Annotated in this window: 19 protein-coding genes and 1 tRNA gene; 8 read left to right on the plus strand and 12 right to left on the minus strand. The window is 60.1% G+C overall.

Features of this window, described 5'->3' with window-relative positions:
• Positions 1–3: 3 nt before the first annotated feature.
• Positions 4–339: a preprotein translocase subunit YajC gene (yajC, locus tag ACZ1JC_RS21755; protein WP_465138182.1), complete on the minus strand. Its 336-nt coding sequence runs from the start codon at positions 337–339 to the stop codon at positions 4–6.
• Between the two features lie 324 nt (positions 340–663).
• Here yajC and ACZ1JC_RS21760 point away from each other — a divergent pair.
• Positions 664–740, plus strand: a tRNA-Pro gene (locus ACZ1JC_RS21760).
• Positions 741–875: 135 nt separating this feature from the next.
• Here the strand turns inward: ACZ1JC_RS21760 and ACZ1JC_RS21765 are convergent.
• The 4 genes from ACZ1JC_RS21765 to ACZ1JC_RS21780 form a co-directional block, all read right to left on the minus strand.
• Positions 876–2,789, minus strand: coding sequence for a DUF4209 domain-containing protein (locus tag ACZ1JC_RS21765; protein WP_465138181.1), 1,914 nt, complete (start codon positions 2,787–2,789; stop codon positions 876–878).
• A gap of 69 nt (positions 2,790–2,858) precedes the next feature.
• Entirely contained in the window at positions 2,859–3,905 is a 1,047-nt protein-coding gene (locus ACZ1JC_RS21770; RefSeq protein WP_465138180.1) for a plasmid recombination protein, read from the minus strand.
• A 155-nt stretch (positions 3,906–4,060) separates the two neighbouring features.
• Positions 4,061–4,651 carry a hypothetical protein gene (locus tag ACZ1JC_RS21775; RefSeq protein WP_465138179.1) on the minus strand — a complete coding sequence of 197 codons (591 nt, stop codon included), beginning with the start codon at positions 4,649–4,651 and terminating at the stop codon, positions 4,061–4,063.
• 9 nt (positions 4,652–4,660) lie between these two features.
• On the minus strand, positions 4,661–5,380 hold the full coding sequence (locus ACZ1JC_RS21780; protein ID WP_465138178.1) for a hypothetical protein: 720 nt from the start codon (positions 5,378–5,380) through the stop codon (positions 4,661–4,663).
• A gap of 420 nt (positions 5,381–5,800) precedes the next feature.
• Between ACZ1JC_RS21780 and ACZ1JC_RS21785 the strand changes: the two genes are divergently transcribed.
• Together ACZ1JC_RS21785 and ACZ1JC_RS21790 are read left to right on the plus strand one after the other, a co-directional pair.
• On the plus strand, positions 5,801–6,031 hold the full coding sequence (locus ACZ1JC_RS21785) for a hypothetical protein (RefSeq protein ID WP_465138177.1): 231 nt from the start codon (positions 5,801–5,803) through the stop codon (positions 6,029–6,031).
• Between the two features lie 230 nt (positions 6,032–6,261).
• Entirely contained in the window at positions 6,262–6,798 is a 537-nt protein-coding gene (locus tag ACZ1JC_RS21790) for a hypothetical protein (RefSeq protein WP_465138176.1), read from the plus strand.
• A 7-nt stretch (positions 6,799–6,805) separates the two neighbouring features.
• On the opposite strand, the gene ACZ1JC_RS21795 is transcribed toward ACZ1JC_RS21790, so the two are convergent.
• The 6 genes from ACZ1JC_RS21795 to ACZ1JC_RS21820 all read right to left on the minus strand — a co-directional run bounded on the left by ACZ1JC_RS21795 (position 6,806) and on the right by ACZ1JC_RS21820 (position 10,634).
• Positions 6,806–7,378: a hypothetical protein gene (locus ACZ1JC_RS21795; protein WP_465138175.1), complete on the minus strand. Its 573-nt coding sequence runs from the start codon at positions 7,376–7,378 to the stop codon at positions 6,806–6,808.
• Positions 7,375–7,725 (minus strand): hypothetical protein, encoded by a 351-nt coding sequence (locus tag ACZ1JC_RS21800; protein WP_465138174.1) that lies wholly within the window; start codon positions 7,723–7,725, stop codon positions 7,375–7,377. The genes ACZ1JC_RS21795 and ACZ1JC_RS21800 overlap by 4 nt, the downstream gene beginning before the upstream one ends.
• Positions 7,726–7,953: 228 nt before the next feature.
• On the minus strand, positions 7,954–8,670 hold the full coding sequence (locus ACZ1JC_RS21805; RefSeq protein ID WP_465138173.1) for a hypothetical protein: 717 nt from the start codon (positions 8,668–8,670) through the stop codon (positions 7,954–7,956).
• A 135-nt stretch (positions 8,671–8,805) separates the two neighbouring features.
• Positions 8,806–9,180 (minus strand): hypothetical protein, encoded by a 375-nt coding sequence (locus tag ACZ1JC_RS21810; protein ID WP_465138172.1) that lies wholly within the window; start codon positions 9,178–9,180, stop codon positions 8,806–8,808.
• 613 nt (positions 9,181–9,793) lie between these two features.
• Entirely contained in the window at positions 9,794–10,423 is a 630-nt protein-coding gene (locus ACZ1JC_RS21815; RefSeq protein WP_465169076.1) for a hypothetical protein, read from the minus strand.
• Positions 10,410–10,634, minus strand: coding sequence for a hypothetical protein (locus ACZ1JC_RS21820; protein WP_465138170.1), 225 nt, complete (start codon positions 10,632–10,634; stop codon positions 10,410–10,412). Before ACZ1JC_RS21820 ends, ACZ1JC_RS21815 begins: the two co-directional genes overlap by 14 nt.
• A gap of 407 nt (positions 10,635–11,041) precedes the next feature.
• Here ACZ1JC_RS21820 and ACZ1JC_RS21825 point away from each other — a divergent pair, with 407 nt between their 5' ends.
• Genes ACZ1JC_RS21825 through ACZ1JC_RS21845 form a run of 5 tightly spaced genes read left to right on the plus strand, consistent with a single transcriptional unit; the run spans position 11,042 to position 15,845 of the window.
• Positions 11,042–11,176: a plasmid mobilization protein gene (locus tag ACZ1JC_RS21825; protein WP_465138169.1), complete on the plus strand. Its 135-nt coding sequence runs from the start codon at positions 11,042–11,044 to the stop codon at positions 11,174–11,176.
• A complete protein-coding gene (locus tag ACZ1JC_RS21830) occupies positions 11,173–11,610 on the plus strand; it encodes a hypothetical protein (protein WP_465138168.1) in 438 nt (145 codons plus the stop codon). The genes ACZ1JC_RS21825 and ACZ1JC_RS21830 overlap by 4 nt, the downstream gene beginning before the upstream one ends.
• Positions 11,610–12,302: a hypothetical protein gene (locus ACZ1JC_RS21835; RefSeq protein WP_465138167.1), complete on the plus strand. Its 693-nt coding sequence runs from the start codon at positions 11,610–11,612 to the stop codon at positions 12,300–12,302. The genes ACZ1JC_RS21830 and ACZ1JC_RS21835 overlap by 1 nt, the downstream gene beginning before the upstream one ends.
• On the plus strand, positions 12,292–12,690 hold the full coding sequence (locus ACZ1JC_RS21840; protein WP_465138166.1) for a transglycosylase SLT domain-containing protein: 399 nt from the start codon (positions 12,292–12,294) through the stop codon (positions 12,688–12,690). The genes ACZ1JC_RS21835 and ACZ1JC_RS21840 overlap by 11 nt, the downstream gene beginning before the upstream one ends.
• Positions 12,690–15,845: a hypothetical protein gene (locus ACZ1JC_RS21845; RefSeq protein ID WP_465148456.1), complete on the plus strand. Its 3,156-nt coding sequence runs from the start codon at positions 12,690–12,692 to the stop codon at positions 15,843–15,845. The genes ACZ1JC_RS21840 and ACZ1JC_RS21845 overlap by 1 nt, the downstream gene beginning before the upstream one ends.
• Here ACZ1JC_RS21845 and ACZ1JC_RS21850 read toward each other — a convergent pair.
• The gene (locus ACZ1JC_RS21850; RefSeq protein WP_465148455.1) at positions 15,808–16,086 is read right to left on the minus strand and encodes a hypothetical protein; all 279 of its coding nucleotides are present in this window, start codon (positions 16,084–16,086) and stop codon (positions 15,808–15,810) included. The genes ACZ1JC_RS21845 and ACZ1JC_RS21850 overlap by 38 nt on opposite strands.
• Positions 16,087–16,112: the final 26 nt, after the last annotated feature.

A 16,112-nucleotide genomic window follows, 5' to 3' on the forward strand; every position in this document is an offset into this window, starting at 1 on the left:
GCCTCAGTCGTTGGCGGGCTTGGAACCGGCAGGCGGGATAACGTCGACGATGGTCGACTTCACGGCCTTCACCTTCACGCCCTGCGCCAGTTCGATGTCGACATAGTTGTCGTCCACGCGCAGCACCTTGCCGACGAAACCACCGCCGGTCAGCACTTCATCGCCCTTCTTCAGCTCTGACAGCTTGTTCCGGTGTTCCTTCTGCTGCTTCATCTGCGGGCGCATGATGAGGAACCAGAAGATACCGGCCATCGCCACGAAGGGCAGATACTGGATCCAGGCAGGCGGCGTGCCCGCGGGCGCGGCGGCGGCAAGCAGGTTGATGATCGAGCTTTGCATTGAGATGGAAGGCCTTCTTGTCGTTTCGTTCCGGCGCGAACAGTGCGTTACATCGAATCCGGGCATCGGATCTGCCGCACGCCCCGCCCCGAAACCCCCCGCCGGATTCATCGGATGGGCGCGGTTAGCAATAAAGCGGAAGGCTGGCAACGCGCGCACGAACGCCCTCCCCCCGGATCACGGGCAGATGGGCCTGATCGCCAACACTTCAAGAGCATTCGGCCCTTGCCAATTCATCCACAGCCTTGGCGCAACCAGAGCAAAGAAAGTGGCGAAAGGACGCTTGCGCTATCCGATCGACGTGCCTATAGGCCGCGCTCCGGTCGGGACGTAGCGCAGCCTGGTAGCGCATCACACTGGGGGTGTGGGGGTCGGAGGTTCGAATCCTCTCGTCCCGACCAACGAAATCCGCCGTTTCTTGCCCCGCGCAAGAGACGGCGTTTTCGTATCAGCAATCACATAGCAATCACCGCGTCCGATTTGGGAGCAGAGCTTGGCCTGCTCAATCCTTGAGACGAATCGCATCCTCCCTTCTTCTAAGAAATTTCTCTCGCTTGCTCGTCGATGCGGGGAACCACTTGTTCCCGCCAAACCCGAAACAAGGGTAAGCAAGTCAGACCGAAGATGAACCAGCATCCGAATTGAACGGCATGATGGAAAAATCCACCCCACGGCACCTTCCCGTGCGCCATCTCATTGCGAAGCGATGGCCCGGGGCGAAAACTGAAGAGAATGTCGATGAGGTGGATGCAATCCTCCCCAAAGATGGCCTCTAGATCCGCTCTATTCACATCCAGCAATGCTGAGAGCGTGCGGTCCCCCTGTATCAAGTCCTGCTCGATTTTTGAGGGATCGCGGTTGGTAAGTATGAGTGCGTGCCGCAACGAGTTTTCGAGTTGAGGAAACAGCAAGTGGGCGGCGCTTGCGTAATCGCCCTGAAATAATTTCGCGAAGCCTAGGGCGAATAACGGTTCGCGCTGGGGTGGGACAAATGGGCTCAACTCAACGACCGGAAGCAGGTGCCGCTCTTGAATCGCTATCCGCTGCGCAAGCGCGATCCTTGCCGGCTCAATCTTTCCTCGAACCTGCTGATACATGACCAGATCCATGTACTTGGCTGCCTCAGCGCAGAACCACTCCTCGGGTGGCCCCCCGTCAGAAGGATATGCTGGCGAACGCGCCGCCTCTCGCCCTTCAGAATCGTAATAACTGGCCGAAATCATGGCGCTCAAAGGGTATTTACGCGCCAAATCGAGTACGATTTCACGTAGCTCAAGCTTGGATGGGGCTCGCGTCATCAACGAAAACTGCACGAAAGCGTCGGGCAGTCCGATTTGCGCAAACAGCGTGCCGATCTGCTCGCGATCTTCGCTGAGGTCGATTGGTGTCGAGAAAGATGCGAAATTATCTTGGGCTGCCAACTGGTACGCCCTCAACTCGTCTCGGAGTTGTTGAACTCGCGATTGCGTACCGGGAATATGCCTTAGCTCTCCGAGAGCTGCCTTAGTCCAGTGAGCTTTGACGGCCTCCTGGTCGGAGTCATCTCGCATTTTGAGTGTCTGCTCAGCCGCCTCGATACGGCATCGGTTGGCGGCGGCCTTATCGTCCAACCTATCGTAACAACTCGCAGCCACGAGCCATACACGCTTAATGGCCTCGGGATAGGTGCCGGATGGCGCTGACGACGCGAGTTGTTCGGCATCTAACGCAACTTCATTCCACGGCTTAATCCCGTGCCAGAGCGCAAGCTCTGAGAGTTTTACGAAGACAGCATAGTGCGGGCCGCCAATGGCAGAAGCGTAACAAGCAAGGAGCGTTTTTTCCACGTCAGCGGGGAATTTCCCCCTCTTCGAAGTCAACCCACTTAACGCGACGGCGCGAGCGATCGGCTCTATTACGTCAAAAATTGAATCAGCCGGCCTAGAGGCTCGAGGTTTAATGCTATCATCCAACCGGCCCCGCGCGATCTCACAGTACGCACTGATGGCTACCTGCGCGCCCTTCCAATTCTTCCTGCTGTTGTAGAAGACCACGTCACCCACTTTGGCCCTCAAATGCACATTCGGCAGCGTATCGATAATTTGCGCGAGAATAGCCGATTGCTCGCCTGCAATGTCGTCCGGAATCATGCTGCGTCGGCCGTCCATGATCAGCATCGGCGCAAAGGGCGCAGCATCGTTATCGGGCTGGACCGCAATGGACATCAGTCCTGCGAACAAGGCCAACACCTGAGCCTCATTTTCGTTTCCGACGTCGGTTGCCACTCGGCTGGCGGTATTGAGCGCTCTTTCAACCGCATAGCTGTCATCGTTGGCCACGTCGGCAAGAACTTCCGTCAAATTGACGGAGCTTATCATTTCGGCTGTGACAATAGGGGGCGGCATTCCCACGGCTGGTGAATCTTCCTGCGACGCTGGTTTGCTAAGGTCTTCGCTATCCATGCCGAGCATTTTTCCCTCCGTCGCTCCCCTCATGCCGGACTGAAAAGCATTCGGCCAGCACGGTGCACGCCCACTTGCCTAGCGGCCCCATCCATTCTGCTGCAGCATCCATGCCTGCTGCATGAGCGCCCCGCCCTCAGGGCGCATTGATCTTCCTGCCTGACTGACATCCCGAGCAGCGCCGGCCATCAACATTGTCTCGGCCGACCAGCGACTTTCAGGGAACTGTTTCACCATCTGCATGAACCGGATCGCCGTCGTGCGGGACCGATCGAACGCAGCGAGCGCCTGATCCAGCCGACGCTCATCCTCTTTCAGCGCCTCACGCCCTGCCTCAATCCGACCCTGCTCCTCGGCCAAGGCGCTACGTGACGCGGCGAGAGCCTGCTTTTCGGCTGCGACTGCACGCCGATCCACCTCCGCCTTCAACATCGACTGCCGGACGCGCGCCAGTTCGGCGGCAAGATCACCGGCGTGCTTGCGGTTCGCCGCCGCCTGAGCATCCAAATCGGCCATGTAATCCCTGACCGGCTTGTGCTTCTGCCCGCTCTTCCGCTCGCCGCGAACAAGCCCGAACGGCTCCATTGCCTTGGCGTACTCGTCCTGAAGCCGATCATACTCGCCCGGTCCGCAGATCGTCCGACCAACAAGCGCCCAGTGCTCGGCGGGGTATTTCGACCGCCGATCCGCGCGGAGCGACAGTGGCAGGACGACCGCGTGCATATGCGGCGTGCTTTCGTCGAGATGCAGCACCAGTGACACGATCCGGTTGGCGCCATACTTCGCCAGCAGGAATTCCTTCTGCGCTGCGACCCAGCCGCGGAACTTGGCCTGCCCCTCTTCGCCACGCATGCCGGCAAAGAACGAAGCGCTGGCCGTCAGTACAGCCTCGTAGGCGATCACGCCATTCTTACGGAGCCGCGCCGGATCCATGCCATGCCGGACCAGCGCCGCCTTGGCATCATCAACGAGCCTGCCGGTGCCGATGAGGTGCCGCACCGGAAGTCCGGTGGTGTGAGCCATGGGCTTCTCACGGGAGTTATGCGCCTGCGCGCTCCGCAATGCCGCCCAGGTCTTCAGCGGCCCGGTGTCTCTGAAGGAAATGATCGCATACGGATTTGCCATGTCGCCCTCCTGTCTCGTGGCGAAATTTTACCACGGCACGGGAGGGGCGACGCAAAGCCTTTATCTGCTCCCGAAGCAGATTATCCGATTGAATCAGATCGGTAATTGTGAAGGAAATTCGCGGGATGAAAGGGTAAGCCTAGTAGCGAATTATATCAGCTCCGCCGCCCATCCCCACGGATGATTTCGGGGTCTGGCCTCTGCAATCGATCAGTGAAGTAATACAACCCGATCATCGTCGAGACGAAGAGGTGCGAGAGCCAGAAATTGTAAGCGAGCAGGAAGGCAGCCGAAGCCCAGATATGAAGACCCGCCGGAAGAATTGCCTTCATGCCGGGAGCTATCATCACAGCAAGGAAGCCAAGAGCGTAGAGCACGAACGATGAAAACGCGAGGTATCCAAACAGGAGAGCAAGGAACCGCTGGCGCGTGAGAGGCTGAGTTTCTCCAGCTAAGCGAACCCTTGGAGTGCCCGCAAGCGGCTGAAGAAGGCCCGGCGTCGACGACGTCGCGACTAGAGTGAGAGCAGAAACGAAGAATCCGCCCAGGATCGCGAAAAGATTCTGCAAGCTCCCTAGAAACCCGCCGCTGCCATATGGTGAAGGAACGGCTGGCCACGCAAGCAGGACAGCCGTCAGCGCAGCCGCACCGACGCCCGGGAGGACAATGTCCCAGCGCCGTTTCACGGGGTGCTGGACAGACCAGTACCGCATTGGCGCCAGCAGCAGAAATTGACCGTTTGCCACGAAATCCTTTTAGTCGAAGTGGGCCGCCATGGCTCCAACAAACTCATCAATTAATCGATGAGACGCATCCGACATCGGTCTTGTTACGCTCACCAATTCGCGGCGAGCAAGCAAAGCCGTTCCGATGTCCTCCAGATCGGTTCGCATGTCTGAATATGCAACCTGTCCATCTTGCAGCCGCCAGCTCACCTTCATGTTCGCGTATCCTTCCCGACGCCCGATTGCCCGCAGCCTGTCCAGCGCACCCTGGACTCCCTCCTCAGCCGGCAAGACGTCGACCCGAAGAATCCGCTTTTTGACCTGGAAGCCGACAACTTCGTCGAACGCTGGCACCCGTCCAGTGTCGTAAAGCTCGACGACGCCAAGCCGCCCTCGGCTTAAGGCGTCAGCGATCGCGCGGGACTTCTGGGGCCATACCTCTGTGGTCGGCTGAACCAGATTGAGGTTACCGGTATCTGGACTGCGGAAACGCTCGTCACGGTCGCTCGAAATCTCCCGCAGCTGAGTTGAGAGCAGCCGGGAAACTGGCGTCCGGCCTATCCCAGTAGCCTCTTCAAGAAGCATCCGATACCTGCCCGCGTGGTCCTCATCTTCAACCAGTTCGATGATACAGTGAGCGCTTCTGCCCTTAACTTCGCCGTCACGCTTCTCGGGATTACGCGCATGCCCCCTTTCGAAATGGACGAAAGACGGATCCGACCCTCGCCTGTCACCAAGCGTGATCACCATAGACACTCCTGGGCGGCCGTTTGGAAGCACTAGGCGGCGCGCGTGGGCCACGCGCATGACCCGATTCTCTCTGTCATAAATTCGGAATGCTTCCTCGCGATCTGAGCGCGCCACGAGGTCATCAATGTAATCATCAAGCATGACGCGCGGCCCCCGGCGGGCAGCGGAATGGACTTCAAGATCACAAAACAGACACCAGCGACTTAGCGCATCCGGCATACGAATCTACCCCCTGTTAACGGGCGCTTCGGTAGCTCGGGAATAGTTCTCTTGGCAACGTGTCGACCGAATTCTAATTTCCAAGCCGCCAGGAACACAAAAATCGGCGCAAAACGCGAAGATGCCACGATTTCAATTTTGTAATCGCGGCACGAGTAGCGATCTGACAACATTACGGGGTGGGAAGCAGAGGGAAACGAAATGAACGACAGCACGCCGGAATTACCGTTGCTTGAAGAGCCTTGCGATGCCTGCGGTGGAAGCGGCGACTCCCCGCCGGCGGCATATGGGGAGATGCGCGCAAGCCTGAACTGCGGGAAGTGCAAAGGCCATGGATCGGCTCCAACGGAAGCTGGGCGCCAGTTGCTCGATTTCCTTCGGAGGCGTCTGGACGTTCGAGAAATTGAACGGCACAGATCGATGTTCGGCTGATCATGCCAACGGTATTGGGCGCTTCGGGGCAGAACCTTCCGATCTTTATCGATCTTCGGTCTCTCGCGACTGAGTTGGCAACCCTACCTACTTACAAGCGGCTGTCATCCCAAATCGCGAAGGTGTTGGTGGCACAATCCTGCGTAGCCGATTTGTCGGAAGCTGAATCGTGCATTGGCGCTCTTGAAGAGCTTTTGCCGAGCCCTCGGAAGGGGGGTACTACGACGCGTATGGCGACGGAAGCTGCTCTGCTACGAACTGCCATTACCCTCTACGAGCGGGCTACCAGCGCGGATTCAGGGAAAGGAGCGCGCGGTGCCATCAAAATTGCACACAAGTTAACCCCTGAGCAGCTCCAGGATCACGAGATTCTGGTCAAGCTCCGCAACAGGACTATGGCGCATGTCTACGTTGCAGAGGAGATCGGTGGCGCAGCTTGGCATTCCGATCTCCTGTTCGGCGTCGACAGCGAGAATGGCATTCGCCTGGCTGCGGCTACGCATCGTCTTCAATTCCAGAGAGAAGTTTTTGATCGCGTTCGGAGGCAGGTTCCAGTCGCCAAGAACCTAGTTCAAGGGCGCTTCGACGATCAGATGTCGTCACTCACGGCGATGTTCAACGATCCTCCGATTCCGGTCGACGTGTTCAATCGGCACAAAATGGATCCCATAGCCGTATTTGGTAGCGTCGAGGCCGCCAGAACTGCCGCGAGTCCGCCCCCGACGCGCAATGTTGTGATGCTGGGCACAAGCAAACCAATTAATTAGGGGCATTTCACTCCACCAACATCGCCTGCAACAGCGCTTGGGCCAGTTCCCCCAACGGCACAGGCACGCTGGTACTCACATAGCCGACGTTCTGTGCGCGCCGCTGTCCAAAGCGGGCAAGCCACTGGCGGCCATTTAGACGCCAGGCGCGCTGCAGAAAAACGACCGGCAGCAGATAGCAACGCTTCGACGGCGCGAACCCATACGCGATGAAATCGCAGGCCAATGGCTTCTGCACCCAACCGGGTGTGCGCCGTTCCTCATCGCTCCATTGCTCCAAGAGAATGTCAGGCCATTCCGCGGATCGCACCTTCTCATCAATGGTAAGGGTTCGACCGCATGCGAGGGTGATGACGCGATCGATCCCGCCGCGCTGAGCCCAGCCGTCATCCCGAACCGAGACCGCGCTTACCATGGTCGGGAACGCCTTGCGGTAGAGTTCCAGCCACCATCCGGCGTCGGCATGCGCGTTGGACATCGCGAGGCTGGTGGCGAAATCGTGCGGTGGCGAGTCCAACGCGAAACGCCCCGGCCGTGAAGCCAGGGCGCCCGGGAACGGCAGTAGCGGTTCGAGATTCAAAAGCTGAACTCTCCTGCGTCACTGATTTGGCAGCCGGATCCGCGATTGAGACCGTGGCCGAGAGCTGTGTTGAAGCCATCCTCGTCGCATTGGCCGCCGGGATCGCTGATCGAACACCCCATGCCGTCGATGCGCCCGCAACCCAACGCACGGTCGGATAGGAGGAAATCGTCTTCAGCATCGTGAGCATCTTCGAGATCTGGATCACCGTCGCGGCGGTCCAGCTCGTCGATCAAGCGCTCGATCACATCCTCGAGTTCGCCGCGGGATAGTAACGGGAGTGACTGCGAGATAAGCCCCAACGGCAGCGGGCGCAGGCCGGCTGTGGTGACGGTCAGGAGGGCCATGATCAGCCCTCCACCGTAACATCTGCGCGAAGATGCTCGACCAGATGTTGTCGCTGATCAGGCGCGAGAGTCGCCACCATTGCGTAGGCCTTGGTCCGATCTTCTGGGGTGCAAGAGCCGGGTGTAGGCCAAAGGTGAAGATGCTCACCCGTCAGAGCGTAGGCTCCGCCGGCTGCCTGGAAGCGAGATAGCCAGCCTGGCGCGTCGAACGTGAGCTGGGTTGCCATGTCACGCCTCCCGCGCAAAGCGGTGGAGATCGGCTGTGACCGCATCCCACCATTCTTTCGGCCATTCAGTTTCTTCGGCCCAGCGCTCGCGGGAGAAGGCTATTTTCCAGTTAGCCTCGACCAAAGACGGCGCGGGCATGAAGATCACCGCTTCCTCGGCGGCAATCCTGAGGTCCTGGAGCCGAACAAGCTCCGCCTCTGCATCGTTCGTTTCGCTGGTCAGCGCACCCGCCTCATAGGCCGCGCGCCATTTCGTGGCGCGGTGCAAATCCTCTGCCGCCCGCGCAGCTTGGTGGGTCCGCATTGCCGATTGCCACGACCCGATCAGATCCGGTGGCGTCAGGAAGTGTCGGTAATCGGCAAACATCTGTTCGAGATAGTCGGCGCTGTAGCAGGCATTCGAGCCACCCGTCGTGTCGAGGATGTAGTCGAGTTTCCAGCGAGCGGCACTGGCGTCAGGCGCGGGCATTGCCATGATGCGCTCGATGAGTTCGCCTGCTTCATCGATGAGTTCATCGGTTACCGGCTGAGCCGACTGCACAAAGGTGAAGCGCTCGATGAGGGCATTCCATGTGTCGCGCGGAGACGCCAGTCGGCGGGCATCTTCGGCTATCGCACGCACACGGTCCTCGTCCCACGTGCTGTCTTCGTATTCGATCAGCATTGTTTCGAGTTTGGTCGCCAGATCCGCCACCGTTCCGGACGGGGCAGCGATCATTCGCCCCTAGAGCTTGGTCGCACGCGGTGCCGGCGGACCTACTGGCGGCATCGTCGCCGGCTGCGCAGATGCGCATATAGTCTGTCCGGCGGTCCCGATAGCTGGCGAGTGCGGCATCGAAGGTGGTGGCCATCATCACACTGCCTCCCGCGCTGCGAGTGCCGTGAGGTCTGCTTCAATCGCCTGGAGCGCAAAGAGTTCAGGCCAGGTATTGTCGTAGTGAGCTGCCTTCTGCTTCGCCAGGATCGCCGCCGCAGTGATAACGGGGATCGCAAACAGTTGACGGAATGCTTCCGCCTCGATCGTGTCCCAGCGCTCAAGCACGGCGTCCTCGTCCGGATCCTTGTCGGCGTCCCACGCCGCTCGGATCTGAGCCCACTTCGAATGCGCGCGCCAGAATTCAGCGTCGGCGCGGAAGTTCTGGGCGATGGTGGGGGTGGCAAGCAATGCGCTGACAGCGACGACAGGCGCAGCTTTGACAAGCGCACGCCGAGTGATAGTGGCGGTCATAGTCGTTTCCCTTTCATTCCAAGGGTTGTGATCAGGCCAGTTGTGGGAGCTTCCACCTTCCCGGCTGGCCGCCTTTCTCTCGAAAGGTGATAACATTGTTATCAGTCGATTGGCGTTGCGTCAAACGGTACGTGATAATATGGTTATCACGATGACACCTGAGCAATCTAAGATGGCGCGTGCTGGCCTTGGCTGGTCCCTTACTCAGCTTGCGGCGGAGGCTCAGATCGGTCGCGCAACGGCAGCCCGGTTTGAGCTGGGCGAGCCCGTGCAGGCAGAGACGCTTGAAGCGATCCGAAGCGCATTCACCGCTGCCGGTGTCGAGTTGATTGACGCCGGTAAGCCTTCAAAGACGGGTGGGCCAGGCGTTCGCTTGCTGGCTGGATAGTTTCCAAACGCCTCAGCATTCTTGGGGATTTGCCGAAGGACAGAGCTCGATCATTGCTGGCGGCGTAGTCCTGTCTGGCGAGAAGAAATCGGGACAGCTCGCACACATTGGGATCCGAGCTAATCCCTCGCTCAAAATCAAGCGGCTGGCAGACACGTCGGTGTTATTGGACGGTTTGCCAGCGCCGGAAACCAGATAGCCGTTTCGATGTGCTTCCACCGAGCGTTATTCGCTCGGCGGTGTTGCATCCGATCGCGGAATAAAGAGCTTCATATCTTCGCCCATTGCGTCCGCCAGCCCGGCGAGTTTGTTCCGCAATTCGGCCCTCAATACCCGAACATGGTTGATTTGATCCACCAATTCGGGATCACCGTGGGAGCGAACTTCACGGAGATTGACGAGGGTTTCGCGTTCGTCCGAGAGCGTATCGGCTTCCTCGGCGATACCGATAAGCTGATCTCGAACCTTTCCGGCGAACAGGAACCGAGCTTGCTCAAGCTGCGTTGCCAGCTCATCAGCGACAACTGCCGACCCGGCTTCGTCTAGTCCTGCTCCAATCGCGTCGTGCATATAGGCTTGGCACGCCTTGTAGACCGCCATGCGTGGCTCAAACAGTTCGGCGCGCAAGGTTGCGCGCTGGACTTCAACCTGATGCGCGAGAATATCGGCTTGCCGGTCGGCGATACCTGCTTGCCGACCTGCGATCTCGGTCTGCTTCTGAGTGACTTCGAGTTGCTTTAATCCAACTCTCGTCGCGCCCCGGACGGCAGCGATGCCCACGGCCAAGGTCGCTGCCGCACCGGCCAGTGTAGCAAATGCGTCCCACGTGAAGCCACACCAATCAATCGAACACACGGTCGTAGCCCCCGCGATCGATCCCAGGCCATTGGGCCTTCGAAAGCATCCACACTGCGATCAGGTTAGCGATCGGCACGATAGAGATCAGGCTCCACCAGCCGCTATATCCCATGCGCTTCAAAATCCGCGCGAGCGACCTGAAGTAGACGAAGATCGTCGTGACGTAGATTACGACGATCATCCAGTGCCAGATCGAAAATGAGCCCATTTTTGCCCCCCTAGGTTGTGAATGAGGGTGCGGTCTATGGGTGCATCCCTTTCCAATCGCTAAATGAAAAGATCGAAATCGGGCTCAGCCGTAACGTGTTGACCGATCGTGCAAAATCGCCCGGCATCAGCGCATGAGTGCTCTTTGCGGATTTACCTCCACGAGGACACTTGAATGCCCAGAATCCCCCCAACAGTCGTGGCGCGACAAAGCGCCAGATCCAAGGTCGGAACGATACCGGTTTTGTTATGCCTGTGACGTTCCCGCAATTTCCTGCCCTTTCGCGCTGTATCCCTGAGATACATTCCGAGAACAAAAGCTGCAAAATCCGCAGTTTTCCTTGTGTTTAGAGGCCTTCTGTAATACGCTCGCGTCACTCAACGTCGAGATGACAGTCGAGGTCCAAAATGCAGAATGTGCACGTCAACTTCCGTGCGAATGAGGTCGTAGTCGCAGCCCTATCGGAGCGCGCTCGCCTCGCAGGTTGCTCCGTTTCAGAATACCTCCGCGCCATGGTGCGCGAGAAGGTGGGGCTTCAGTGAGCGCTGCCCCAAAAGTCGAGGTGTCGTCGGACTACGCACTGCTGCCTCGCGCTGCGCGTGGCGACATCGCGGCGCTACGGGAACTGGCGGTGACCGGCATCACACTGTTCCGCTCCAACAACGATGCGTTTGCTCTCATGGAAGGGCTGACGTTCGCCAGGTTGGGGGCCGCGATCGGTGGTGAGGCCGAGGCCGGTTTGCTCATGGCCGCGCTCGGCTGTGTCTCGGATTACGCGCATGAGCACCCCGAACACGCGGATTGGGCCGACAGCGTAGATGGCGAATTGCTCGCAGTTGCATCGCGGCTCGCGGATGCGGGCGTGATTGAGGCTCATGAAATGGTGCTGGGATTGAGCGCCAGTACCAGTGCCAAGGCCGCGACATTGGCCCGCGAACTTGCGCCGGCGGTTCCCCTTCTGGGAGAGAATGTCTGATGGCCTACTCCATGATGAATCCGGACGCGTCATTGGGCACCATGCCCATAGCGGGCATCCCTGGCATTTTCGCCGGCACAGGCGCGTCTTCTCCTATCCGTGCCGGTATGTTCGGTCAGCTCGGCGCTGGCGGCTCGGCGGGCGCATCTGACAGCAGCAGCTTTGGCTTGCCCCAGCTATCCGGTGGCGTTGTTGCAGCGGGAACGGCGCAAGCAAGGCCAGAGCGATGGCTGGAAGGTGGCAAGTTCCGCTGGCAAGATGGCGTCGCATTAGCGCTCGGCGCTATCGGCGATGCCTTTTCCGGCCAGCATAACACCGCAAACTTCGTGAACAGTGCGTTCCAGCAACGGCGCCAGCAGAAGCTCGCGGAACAGCAGCGGCAGCAAGAATGGGATGACTGGCAGCGCAAACAGATGTGGGAGCGCGCAAATCCCAAGCCGTCGACCGCCCAGCCGTATCGATTTGAAGACAACGCCGGCAATCAGTGGGAGCTCGGACCTGATGGCCAGCCGCGCTTGATCTTCACGGATCGCGCGCCGAAGCAGCTTGTTTCGAACGGGCAGTTGATTACCTCGACGAACCCCTACGTTGATGCAGCGCCGTTGCAGACGAACTCGCTGCCCAGGACCGGTGACATCGTTGACGATCCGCGCCTCAGCAATCGAGGAGGTGCGGGGCCGCGTGCCCCGTAGTCCTTTCGCCCCTGATGCGATCGGATACGATCAATTCAAGCAGGCGATCATCGGGCAAGAAAGCGGCGGCCGCTACGGTGTCGCGAATTCTGGTGGATCCGGTGCGATGGGTATTGGCCAGATCATGCCTGACACGGCTCGTGTTCTCTCGGCGCGCCTGAAGCTGCCGTACCGACCGGATTTGCTTGCGGGGAATTCGTCCGATGCGCGCTGGTATCAGGACCAGTTGACGGGTGCCGCTGTGAGAGAGGCTTGGGAGGCTGGCGGTTCAGGCCGCGATCCCCGCGCTTCCGCCCACTACTACTTCGCCGGCCCGGATCGAAAGGGCTGGGGACCGAAGACGCGCCGATATGGCGATGACATCATCAATCGACTGGGAGCCCGGTAATGGCCCGCTTTACCCATGACGGCGTGGAATACGAGGAACTCGGCAACGGTAAGGTTCGCGTTGTCGGGCAGGCTCCGGCACAACCCTACTCGGTCACTCCACTGCCGCTAACACCCCAGCAGCAAGCCGAGGAAGATCGCCGGGTTCAGGATCAGAGAATTCAGGAACAGGCGGCCGCTGCTGCGGCTGCAGAAGCCGATCAAAAGCGGCGTGAATGGCTTGCGACGCACAACCCTGATGGTTCCTTGAAGCCGCAACCTTCCCAAGTACCGGCGGGTTACCGGTTGCTTCCCAATGGAAGCTATGAAGCGATCCCTGGCGGACCGGCCGATCCGAACCGGGGGAAGGCGGATCAGGACAAGGCGTCCGTTCGCGCCGAGGCGATCGACAAGATCAAGCTCGCCCGTTCCCTGATCGATCGCTCGCAGAATGGTTGGTTCACGACTGGCTTCGGATCTGGTGTTGCGGGCTATTTCAAGGGCACGCCGGCATACGATCTCGCGCAGGACAACGAGACGCTGAAGAACGCCGGCGCTCTCACCCGTATCATGGAAATGTCGGCGCAGAATGGCGGGAAGAACCCGCTTACGCCGCTTTCGAACTCCGACTTCCAGGCGCTGGCAAGCAGCCTTTCCAATCTGGATCCCGGACAGAGCGACGAGCAGTATCAGGCCAACGTCCAGCGCGTCATCGACCTGTACCATCGCGCCTACAACGCGGCCGGCGGCACGGACTTGGAAGGCGACATCGATCCGAAGCGCAAGCTTCCTTCATTGCTGCCGCTGACTGCCAAGGGCGGCCCGGGCAATGGCTCTGGGGGCGGAGGCAACGGTGGCAGCGGCGCACCTCCTTCTGTGTGGCAGCAGACCTTTACCACGCCTGGCGGATCGCCCGGTGCGGCTCCGTTTGGGGCGACGCAGCAGTCCCTGCCCGTCAACCCCCAGATGCAGGCTGAATTGGATACGTACATCCAGCAAAACGGCCGAAAAATCAAAGCCGATGACCTCAGCCGATTCGTCACCGATTTGTATGGACGGTACGGTGCCAAGCCTGGGCCTGGCCTCGCGGGGTACGCCGAAGCGACGATAAATGCCCTGCAAAACGGCGGCCAGATCAACACCAATATCCCGACGCAAACGGTGCCGCTGTCTTGGTGGCAGCAGCAACGCAACAACGCGGTAAGCAATCCGGTCGGTGCGGCGGCCGCAGGCTGGGCGAACGCGAGGACAGCAGGCGTTGTCGATCGTCTGGATCAACTCACGGGCGGGCAGCACATTCGGGCCCTCGTAGACGCACATCCCATCGCCTACACTCTTGGCGAAATTGGCGGCTCGGTTGGGGGTGTCAAAGGCCTTGGTATGCTTGGCCGCGCCGGTGCTGAGCGCGCACTACCTTCCTTGCTCGGCGGCGGGGCCAAAGCCCAGTTCGCGCGCGATCTTGCCACCGATGCCGTCTATTCGGGCATTTACGGAGCTAACCAGGGGCAGGATCCGTACTGGTCGGCCGGGCTCGGAGTGGGCGCCAGTCTCCTGGGGCGAGGTCTCGGTCGGTTCGCAGGCAACCTGACAACCAAGGACACGCTCAATCCCGGCCAGCGCGCTATCATGAACGCTCTTCCTGATTTTGAGAGCACAACCTCAGCCCTTCGCAATGCCCAGGAACTCGGCCTGCCGATGAGTTTGGCAGACGTTTCGCCTGAAGCTGCGTCACTCACGGGTGCGGCTATTCGCCGCAACCCCACTGTCGCGGGCGAAGCGAGGGATGCCCTCCAGCGCCGCAATCTCGGCCAGATCGATCGCTTCAGGAGCGCTGTATCGGATAACCTTGGACCGCTCGATAACGTGCCGCAGCGCGCCGACGACATTGCGGCGCGCGCGCGGGCTCAGGCTGGGCCCCTGTACGATCAGGCATATGCAACCCCTATTCCGGCGACGCCTGAACTTGATAGCCTGCTCAACACGCCTTTCGGGCGGCAAGCCATTGGTCGGTCGCGCACTATCGCGGCCAATGAGAGGCGCTCTCCTACCGAACTAGGCTTTGCGCTCGACGATAGCGGCAATGTGGTGCTCAATCCCATGCCGAATGACGCCATCGCCCAGCACCTGATGGCCCGCAATGCGCTCGATGAGGCTCAGGCAGCGTATAAGGCAGAGCGGGGAACCGCAGGATATGATGTCGCGGCTGGACAGCAACGCATCGCTGAGGCTCGCCAAGGGCTACGCGATGCTGAGGCTCGATTGAACGCGGCGCCAACGCCCGGCGCTCCGGCATCGGTCCCGACGTACACCACGCAGTCGCTCGATTATACGAAGCGCGGCATGGACGACGTTCTGGAGCAATACCGCAACCCGATTACTGGCAAGCTCAATCTCGACGAGATGGGGAATAGCCAGAATGGTGTGCTGCGCGGGCTTCTCGGGGAAATGGACCGCCTCAATCCAGCCTATGGACAGGCACGAGCCACCTATGCTGGGCCTGCCGGGGAGCGGGAGGCCCTCTACCTAGGCCGCCAAGCTCTGACGGAGCAGCCCGATCTGCTCGCCATTCAGGTCGGCCGCCAAACCCCTGAGCGTCTCGATATGATGCGCCTGGGCGCTCGTGACCGGCTCGTGCAGGGAGCAAATGAGCTGTCGAACAGCACGAACCCATACCGCACGATCAACACCCCCGCGATGGAACAGCGCCTTTCCACGCTCTACGGCGACGATGCCACTGGGCGATTGCTGGCCCAGCGGGACGCCGAGCTACGCATGGCGAACACGTCGAACAGTCTGATCGGCAACTCGATGACGGCTGAGCGGCAGGCGGCGGATCGTGCGTTTGCGGATGAAGGATTTCTGCGGCCGCTGGTCGAAGGTGGCATTGAAACCGCTGTGACCGGAGCGCCCACGATGACGGCTCTGCGCCGGCTCCTCGGGAACAAGGTTGGCGATTACGCGAGTCTCGGCTTTGGAAAGAAAGCAGCAGCCAAGGCGGGGCAGATCTCCGATATGGCCCTGAACTTGTCGCCTGGTGATACGCTGCTTGCGCTGACCAATGCTCGCGCCCTGGATGACATTTACCGCGGCGCGCTGAGTACGTCCCGGCGCAAGTACGGCGGCATGTTCGGCCGAAGCTTTATCCCGGTGGCCTTGCCGCTAGCGGCGGCCCAATGAGGACGGCGACGACGAATATGGCGTACAGGGCGAAGGCGATGCCGGCCACGCGCAGCACGACTTTTGCCCGGCGCTCAAACCGGAGGAGCGGGTCGTAATGGGTGTCTCGCTTCGGATCGTATCGAAGAACCACGCCGGCAGCGCGGCGTTTCGCCTTGTAAGCCTGATAACGCTCGGCTCCGCACGCCAGCGCCGACAGAAGCATCGCCTTGCCAAACATGATTGTGCCGATGTCTGCCATGGGCCGATCGATACCATTGTTCGCGT

Source organism: Sphingomonas sp. BL-S-28 (assembly GCF_055521515.1).

Coding starts and splice junctions, on each gene's coding strand:
- yajC (WP_465138182.1), bottom strand. CDS start 339: ATGCAAAGCTCGATCATCAACCTGCTTGCCGCCGCCGCGCCCGCGGGC.
- ACZ1JC_RS21765 (WP_465138181.1), bottom strand. CDS start 2,789: ATGCTCGGCATGGATAGCGAAGACCTTAGCAAACCAGCGTCGCAGGAA.
- ACZ1JC_RS21770 (WP_465138180.1), bottom strand. CDS start 3,905: ATGGCAAATCCGTATGCGATCATTTCCTTCAGAGACACCGGGCCGCTG.
- ACZ1JC_RS21780 (WP_465138178.1), bottom strand. CDS start 5,380: ATGGTGATCACGCTTGGTGACAGGCGAGGGTCGGATCCGTCTTTCGTC.
- ACZ1JC_RS21785 (WP_465138177.1), top strand. CDS start 5,801: ATGAACGACAGCACGCCGGAATTACCGTTGCTTGAAGAGCCTTGCGAT.
- ACZ1JC_RS21790 (WP_465138176.1), top strand. CDS start 6,262: ATGGCGACGGAAGCTGCTCTGCTACGAACTGCCATTACCCTCTACGAG.
- ACZ1JC_RS21800 (WP_465138174.1), bottom strand. CDS start 7,725: ATGGCCCTCCTGACCGTCACCACAGCCGGCCTGCGCCCGCTGCCGTTG.
- ACZ1JC_RS21805 (WP_465138173.1), bottom strand. CDS start 8,670: ATGATCGCTGCCCCGTCCGGAACGGTGGCGGATCTGGCGACCAAACTC.
- ACZ1JC_RS21810 (WP_465138172.1), bottom strand. CDS start 9,180: ATGACCGCCACTATCACTCGGCGTGCGCTTGTCAAAGCTGCGCCTGTC.
- ACZ1JC_RS21820 (WP_465138170.1), bottom strand. CDS start 10,634: ATGGGCTCATTTTCGATCTGGCACTGGATGATCGTCGTAATCTACGTC.
- ACZ1JC_RS21825 (WP_465138169.1), top strand. CDS start 11,042: ATGCAGAATGTGCACGTCAACTTCCGTGCGAATGAGGTCGTAGTCGCA.
- ACZ1JC_RS21835 (WP_465138167.1), top strand. CDS start 11,610: ATGGCCTACTCCATGATGAATCCGGACGCGTCATTGGGCACCATGCCC.
- ACZ1JC_RS21845 (WP_465148456.1), top strand. CDS start 12,690: ATGGCCCGCTTTACCCATGACGGCGTGGAATACGAGGAACTCGGCAAC.
- ACZ1JC_RS21850 (WP_465148455.1), bottom strand. CDS start 16,086: ATGGCAGACATCGGCACAATCATGTTTGGCAAGGCGATGCTTCTGTCG.